The organism is Kitasatospora sp. NPDC058190, assembly GCF_042883685.1.
In the GTDB taxonomy this organism is placed as follows: Bacteria; Actinomycetota; Actinomycetes; order Streptomycetales; family Streptomycetaceae; genus Kitasatospora.
In genome coordinates this window covers 1-6,351 of the sequence record NZ_JBHVVI010000230.1, presented here as the reverse complement: position 1 = coordinate 6,351, position 6,351 = coordinate 1, and the positions used below count along the sequence as shown (strand labels likewise).

The window sequence follows — 6,351 nt, the reverse complement described above, 5'->3', positions numbered from 1 at the left end:
CCACCACCCTGCAGGCCGTCGACGCCGGCGCCACCGTCGCCACCCACCTCTTCAACGCCATGCCCGGCATCGCCCACCGCGCCCCCGGCCCCATCGTCGCCCTGCTGGAGGACGAGCGGGTCACCGTCGAGCTGATCAACGACGGCGTGCACCTGCACCCCTCCGTCCTCGACCTCGCCTACCGCACCGCCGGCGCCCACCGCGTCGCCCTGATCACCGACGCCATGGGCGCCGCCGGCATGGGCGACGGCCGCTACCCCCTCGGCCCCCTCCAGGTCCAGGTCACCGACGGCGTCGCCCGGCTGGTCGAGGGCGGTGCGATCGCCGGCTCCACCCTCACCCTGGACGTGGCGTTCAAGCGCTCGGTCACCGTCAACGGCCTGACCCTCGACCAGACCGTCGAGTCGCTCTCCGCCACCCCTGCCCGTCTGCTCGGCCTCGCCGATTCCATCGGCTCCCTGGAGACCGGCAAGCTCGCCGACCTGGTCGTGCTCGACTCCGACAGCTACGACCTGGTCGCCGTGATGCGCCGCGGCCGCTGGGTCCGCGGCGGCGAGACCTTCTCCACCGTCAAGTCCGCCTGAGCAACGGCAACGGCCGCCCTCCCCCGGCAGGGGACGGGCGGCCGCGTCGCGTCCCGGGGCGGTCTCAGCTGCTCGGCTCGACGGTGATCTGGTCGATCAGGATCGGCCCGGAGGGCACCGTGAAGGTGACCGAGTTCGCCCCGGCCTGGAACTGCGGGAGAATCCAGGTGGTGTACCAGGACGACGCCGGGTCCTTGCCGGGGACGTAGTTCTTGTACGTCAGCCCGCTCGCCCAGTCCTTCCCGTTGACCGACGCAGCGCCCTTCACGTCCGCCCCGGCGTTGTTGTAGTGCAAGGTGAGCTTGTACGTCCCGGCCGTGGCGATCTGGCCGTTCCAGGTCACCGAGCCGCCCTGCTGGAGCGTCAGGTAGCTGCCGTCGGCAGACTTGGCGCCCTTGACGCTGTTGCCGGACGGCGCGTTCTGGCCCTGCAGCTGGCCGGCGTCCACGGTCGACGGCCCGTTGGTGGCGCCGGCGCTCGCCGAGGGGGAGGCCGTCCCGCTGGTGGCGCTGCTCGCCGGGGTGCTGGGGGCCGGCGGGGCGGTGGACGCGGTGCCGCCGCCCTTGGCGTTCTTGTCGCCGTCCGGGTCGCCGGTGGAGAGCGCGATGCCGGCCCCGATCGCTATCGCCGCGACCACGGCGACCGCGCCGATCACCGCGCCCTTGCTCCGGCCGCTGCTCTGCCGCTCCTCCCCCGGCTGCGGCCGGGAGTGCTCGGCGTAGCGGGTCTGCTGGGTGGGCACGCCGTACTCGGCCTGCTGCTGCATGCCGGGCTGGCCGTACGGGGCCTGCTGCTGCGGCACCGGCTGCTGGCCGTACGGGCCGGGCTGGCCGTACGGCTGCTGCTGCGCACGCGGCGGCCCCCCTTGCGGGTAAGGCTGGCCGTACTGCGCACGCCCGACCTCCATCGGTCGGTTGTACGACGTCCTTGGTACGCCCTGCTGCGGCTCGGCCGGCTGCCCGGTGGAGCCGTCGGCCGGGCGGTAGAGGTAGCCGAACGGGTCGTCGTCCTGCGGGGCACCGCCCCCCTGGCCCTCGGGCACTCCGTTGTCGCCGGCGGTCGTCACGGTGGTCTGTTCCCCCATCCGGTGCGCGCCGCCGGGCTGCGGGCGGCGCAGATCATGGACGCTGTCGTACGGGGAACCCTACCTGCCGTGGCGGACAGCGGGAAAAGAGCCCTTGACAACTCGCGGGTAACCTGCGCGGCGCCCGATGCTCGGCACCCGACCGACCTCGGCAAACAGCCGATCGAAGCGCGGAGGGCCCCGTCAGCCCGCCCGCCGGTGCGAGCGCTCCCCGCGCGCCCCCCGCACCGCCCCGCCACGGGCCCGCTTCTCGTCGTACATCCGCTCGTCCGCGGTGTGCAGCACCTCCTCGATGCTCATCCCGCAGCCGGCCCAGCCGACCCCCAGGCTCACCCCCACCCGCATCGCCCGCCCGTCGATGCGCATCGGCGGGATGATCGCGTTGCGCAGCCGGTGGGCGAGGTCCTTGGCCTCCTCGCGGCCGATCCCGTCGGCCAGCACCACGAACTCGTCGCCGCCGAGGCGGGCCACCGTGTCGCCGTCCCGGACCGCCCCGCTCAGCCGCCGGGCCACCTCGACCAGCACCGCGTCGCCCGCGTTGTGGCCGAACCGGTCGTTGATCGACTTGAAGCCGTCCAGGTCGCAGAAGAGCACCGCGAGCCCCTTGTCCGCCGGAGCCGACGGGCCGGAGCGGAACGGCCCGGACCACGCGTCGCCGGCCGGCCCGTACTCGGCCGGGACCACGGCGTGCACGTGCTCCCCGTAGCCGGGGGCGAGGCCGGGCAGCAGGCCGCCGTCCTCGGCCGGCCCGTACCCGTGCACCGGCCCGGCGTACGGGTCCGCCCCCTCCAGGCCGTCGTACGCCGCGTGCGCGCTGTACGAGTCGGCCGGGTAGCCGTACGGGGACGGGTGGGCGACCTCGCCGGGCTTGGCGGCGGAGCCGACCGGCTGCGACTCGGAGCAGAGCCGACGGCCCAGCCGGGCCTTGAGCTCCGCGCCGTTGGGCAGGCCGGTGAGCGCGTCGTGGCTGGCCCGGTGGGCGAGCTGGAATTCGTGGCGCTTGCGGTCCTCGATGTCCTCGACGTGGGTGAGCAGGAAGCTCGGGCCCTCGGCCGCGTCCGCCACGATCGAGTTGCGCAGGCAGACCCACTGGTAGCCGCCGTCCCGCCGGGACAGCCGCAGTTCCGCCCGGCCGCTCTCGGCGCTGGTGCGTTCCAGCAGCGCCCGGTCCTCGGGGTGGACCAGGTCCGCGAAGCTCTGCTGGCGCAGCACCGCCCGGGGCCGGCCGAGCAGCCGACAGAGAGCGTCGTTGACCCTGGTCAGCTGGCCGCGCCCGGCGCCGTGCAGTTCGGTGATGGCCATCCCGCTCGGCGCGTACTCGAACGCCTGGCGGAAGCTCTCCTCGCTGGCCCGCAGGGCCTGCTGCTCCTTCTCCAGCCGGGCCAGCGCGCGCTGCATCTCGGCCCGCAGCCGGGCGTTGCCGATCGCGATGGAGGCCTGCAGCGAGAACATCTCCAGCGCCTCGCGGGTCCAGGCCCCGGGCCGCTTGCCGCTGCGCGGGCGGTCCACCGAGAGGACGCCGAGCAGGTCGCCGCCGGCGCTGTACATCGGGGCGAGCAGCCCGTCGGCGGGGTGCCAGTCGTTGGCGTAGACGGGCAGCGGGCCGTCCCCGATCCAGCGCGGGATGTCGCTGGCGACGGCCCAGCCGCGGTCGTACGGCAGGAAGCGCAGGGTGCCCCAGTGGTCGCTGACGCCGAGCAGCCGGTCCCAGGACTCCCGCGAGCCGACCTGCCCGAGCAGCACCGAGGGCCCGCCCATCGGGCTCTCCTCCAGCTCCCAGACCGCCGCCACCACGAGGTCGCCGTCCGGCCGGACCAGGCTGACCGCGGCGGAGTCGAAGCCGAGTCCGTGCACCGCGCCCTCGACGACGGCCTGCAGCGTGCCCGCCAGGCTGCGGGCAGCGTTGAGGTCCGCCACGACCCGGTGCAAGGTGCGGAGGGTCGCGAGACGGACGTACGGCTCCGACTCGGCTTCCATGCGGGGGCTCCCCGGCTGCTTCGGATAGTTCTTGATTGGTTATCGTCCGATTGCCAGAAGAACTGAATCACAGGGAGCACAGCGTTCGGCACGCTCGGTCAGCAATAGGCCGCCACTTGTGACTTAAATCACACGAGACTAATGCGTCCTTAATCAGTTCATCCGCCCCATAGCGGGACATCAAGCGCTATCGGAACATTTCTCCTGGTCGACCGCATCGGCCGCACGCTGAAGCCCGCTGCACCCGCCGGTCCCCCCGGCTTCACTCCTGGGGGTGAGTCCGCTCCAGGCCCGGCCCGACCGCACCGCTGGTCCTACGACCACGGCCCGATGCCGTTCCCCGCGGCCGCCAGCTACCGTGCGGTACGTGTACCCGTCCCCGCAGCCCGAAGCTGCCTCCCACGCCACGCCCGACGAGTTCCGGGCAGCACTCTCCCAGCTCGCCGCCGGCGTGAGCCTGGTGACCGTCCACGACCCGGAGGACGGGGAGGACATCGGCATGACCGCCACGTCCTTCCTCTCGGTGTCGCTGGAGCCGCCGCTGGTGCTGATCTCGGTCCGCGAGGACTCCCGGATGGACGAGGTGCTCTCCCGGGTCGACACCTGGGCGGTCTCGGTGCTGGCGGAGGGGCAGAAGACGCTCGGCTCCCGCTTCGCCATGAAGGGCCGGCTCAGCGACCGGCTGCTGTTCGCGGACACCCCGCACCGGAGCGGCCCGCGGACCGGCGCCCCGCTGGTCGAGGGCGCGCTGGCCGCCGTCGAGTGCCGCACCGAACAGCGGATACCCGCGGGCGACCACACCCTGCTGGTCGGCCGCGTCCTGGAGGCCACGGTCCCCACCCCCGGCGGCCACCCGCTGCTCTACTTCCGCGGCGGCTACCGCACCCTCGGCTAGCGCCCCCGGGACCCGGCTAGTCCTGGCGCGGCGCCCGCCGACCCTGCTTCAGCTCGGAGCGCTGCCGCTTGTTGGACAGCCGCCGCTCGACCATCCCGCGACTCGGCCTGGTCGCCCTCCGGGCCTTCGGCGGCGGCGCGCACGCCTCGGTCAGCAACGCCGCCAGGCGGGCCGCGGCCGCCTCCCGGTTGCGCCACTGCGAGCGGTACTCGGAGGCCTGGACCACCAGCACCCGGCCGTCCACCAGCCGGTGCGCCAGCCGCTCGACGGCACGCTCGCGCCACACCTCGGGCAGCGCCTTGGAGGCCGCCAGGTCGAAGCGCAGCTCGACCTTGGAGTCGGAGGTGTTGACGTGCTGGCCGCCGGGGCCGGAGGAACGCGAGAAGCGCCAGACGAGCTCGGCGTCGGGGACGACCACCGACCCCCGTACGCGGATGGGCTCGGGCATGTGCCCATCATCCCGCGTGGGCTGCGCCGGGTCACCCGGTTATCCGCCCGCGCCCCGAACCCCGACAATGGCGTACGTGATCGAGCTCGGCTACTCCCTCTCCAACCGCTTCCCCGACCCCCCGCAGACCGACTACCGCACCGCCCCCGTGCGCTCGCTGCGGTACGACCTGTTCTGCGGCGACGTCTACCTGGACGCCGAGGGCGCCGAACTCTCCACCCGCTGGGGCTGGGTGCCGGTGCTGGACTTCGCCTGGGCGCTGTGCGACATCGTCGAGCAGCTCGACCGCGACCCGGACGGCTCCCGGGCCGCCCGGGTGCAGACCGCCGACCTCGACTTCACCCAGAACACCGAGCTGCTGCGCTTCGCCCGCCGCTTCAACTGGGTGGAGATCACCGCCACCTGGCTGCGGGACGAACCGCCCGCCGTGGTGCGCCACAGCGACCTGCGGCGCGAGGCCCGGGACTTCCTCCAGGACACCCTCGCCGACCTCTTCGACATGCACCCCGACCTGGCCGACAATCCGAACATCTGGTCGCTCCAGGGCCGCTTCCCCCGGGTCTGAGCCCCGACACCCGAGCCCGCCGCCCGGCCGCCGCATTGCGCTTCCTTTGCCCTGGCTTGACGTCCCGCGAAGAATTCACGGACTCCGTGGAACCAAGCCGCCCGAGTATCGCGTTCTCCCGGGAAAAGCGAACGAAGGGACTGCAATCGCCATGCCAGTGAGCCTCTCCAAGGGTGGCAACGTCTCGCTGACCAAGGAGGCCCCCGGCCTGTCCGCGGTGAGCGTCGGCCTGGGCTGGGACGTCCGCACCACCACCGGCGCCGAATTCGACCTCGACGCCAGCGCGATCGTCCTGAACGCGGACGGCAAGGTGCTGTCCAACGCCCACTTCGTCTTCTTCAACAACACCAGCACGCCGGACGCCACCGTCGTGCACACCGGTGACAACCGCACCGGCGAGGGCATGGGCGACGACGAGTCGATCAACGTCAACCTGGCCGGCCTGCCGGCCGAGGCCGTCAAGATCACCTTCCCGGTCACCATCTACGACGGCGTCGCCCGCGGCCAGAACTTCGGCCAGGTGCGCAACGCCTACATCCGCGTGGTGAACGCCGGCGGCGGCGCCGAGATCGCCCGCTACGACCTCTCCGAGGACGCCGCCACCGAGACCGCGATGATCTTCGGCGAGCTCTACCGCAACAACGGCGAGTGGAAGTTCCGCGCCGTCGGCCAGGGCTACGCCTCCGGCCTGGCCGGCATCGCCCAGGACTTCGGCGTCCAGATCTGACGCACCCCCTCGCAGATCCGGCCTGCCCCGAAAAAGCCCGCGGCGCGGGAAGTCGATCCGTCCGACTTCTG

General features: G+C 72.9%; 7 protein-coding genes. 4 read left to right on the top strand and 3 right to left on the bottom strand.

Features of this window, described 5'->3' with window-relative positions:
• A partial coding sequence (locus ACFVWU_RS43955) for an amidohydrolase family protein (RefSeq protein ID WP_387632137.1) occupies positions 1–584 on the top strand: 584 nt, incomplete at its 5' end.
• 64 nt (positions 585–648) lie between these two features.
• Here ACFVWU_RS43955 and ACFVWU_RS43950 read toward each other — a convergent pair.
• Entirely contained in the window at positions 649–1,650 is a 1,002-nt protein-coding gene (locus tag ACFVWU_RS43950) for a hypothetical protein (protein ID WP_387632134.1), read from the bottom strand.
• Between the two features lie 201 nt (positions 1,651–1,851).
• A complete protein-coding gene (locus ACFVWU_RS43945; RefSeq protein WP_387632131.1) occupies positions 1,852–3,645 on the bottom strand; it encodes a diguanylate cyclase domain-containing protein in 1,794 nt (597 codons plus the stop codon).
• A gap of 358 nt (positions 3,646–4,003) precedes the next feature.
• Here ACFVWU_RS43945 and ACFVWU_RS43940 point away from each other — a divergent pair, with 358 nt between their 5' ends.
• The gene (locus ACFVWU_RS43940; protein WP_387632129.1) at positions 4,004–4,540 is read left to right on the top strand and encodes a flavin reductase family protein; all 537 of its coding nucleotides are present in this window, start codon (positions 4,004–4,006) and stop codon (positions 4,538–4,540) included.
• Positions 4,541–4,556: 16 nt separating this feature from the next.
• On the opposite strand, the gene arfB is transcribed toward ACFVWU_RS43940, so the two are convergent.
• On the bottom strand, positions 4,557–4,988 hold the full coding sequence (gene arfB / locus ACFVWU_RS43935; protein ID WP_387632127.1) for an alternative ribosome rescue aminoacyl-tRNA hydrolase ArfB: 432 nt from the start codon (positions 4,986–4,988) through the stop codon (positions 4,557–4,559).
• Between the two features lie 67 nt (positions 4,989–5,055).
• Between arfB and ACFVWU_RS43930 the strand changes: the two genes are divergently transcribed.
• Positions 5,056–5,553: a hypothetical protein gene (locus tag ACFVWU_RS43930; protein ID WP_380613215.1), complete on the top strand. Its 498-nt coding sequence runs from the start codon at positions 5,056–5,058 to the stop codon at positions 5,551–5,553.
• Positions 5,554–5,704: 151 nt separating this feature from the next.
• Positions 5,705–6,280, top strand: coding sequence for a TerD family protein (locus tag ACFVWU_RS43925; RefSeq protein ID WP_387632125.1), 576 nt, complete (start codon positions 5,705–5,707; stop codon positions 6,278–6,280).
• The last annotated feature ends 71 nt before the right edge of the window (positions 6,281–6,351 follow it).

Excerpts from the sequence above, each read along its gene's own strand:
- ACFVWU_RS43945 (WP_387632131.1), bottom strand. The coding sequence starts at position 3,645 with ATGGAAGCCGAGTCGGAGCCGTACGTCCGTCTCGCGACCCTCCGCACC.
- arfB (WP_387632127.1), bottom strand. The coding sequence starts at position 4,988 with ATGCCCGAGCCCATCCGCGTACGGGGGTCGGTGGTCGTCCCCGACGCC.
- ACFVWU_RS43930 (WP_380613215.1), top strand. The coding sequence starts at position 5,056 with ATGGCGTACGTGATCGAGCTCGGCTACTCCCTCTCCAACCGCTTCCCC.
- ACFVWU_RS43925 (WP_387632125.1), top strand. The coding sequence starts at position 5,705 with ATGCCAGTGAGCCTCTCCAAGGGTGGCAACGTCTCGCTGACCAAGGAG.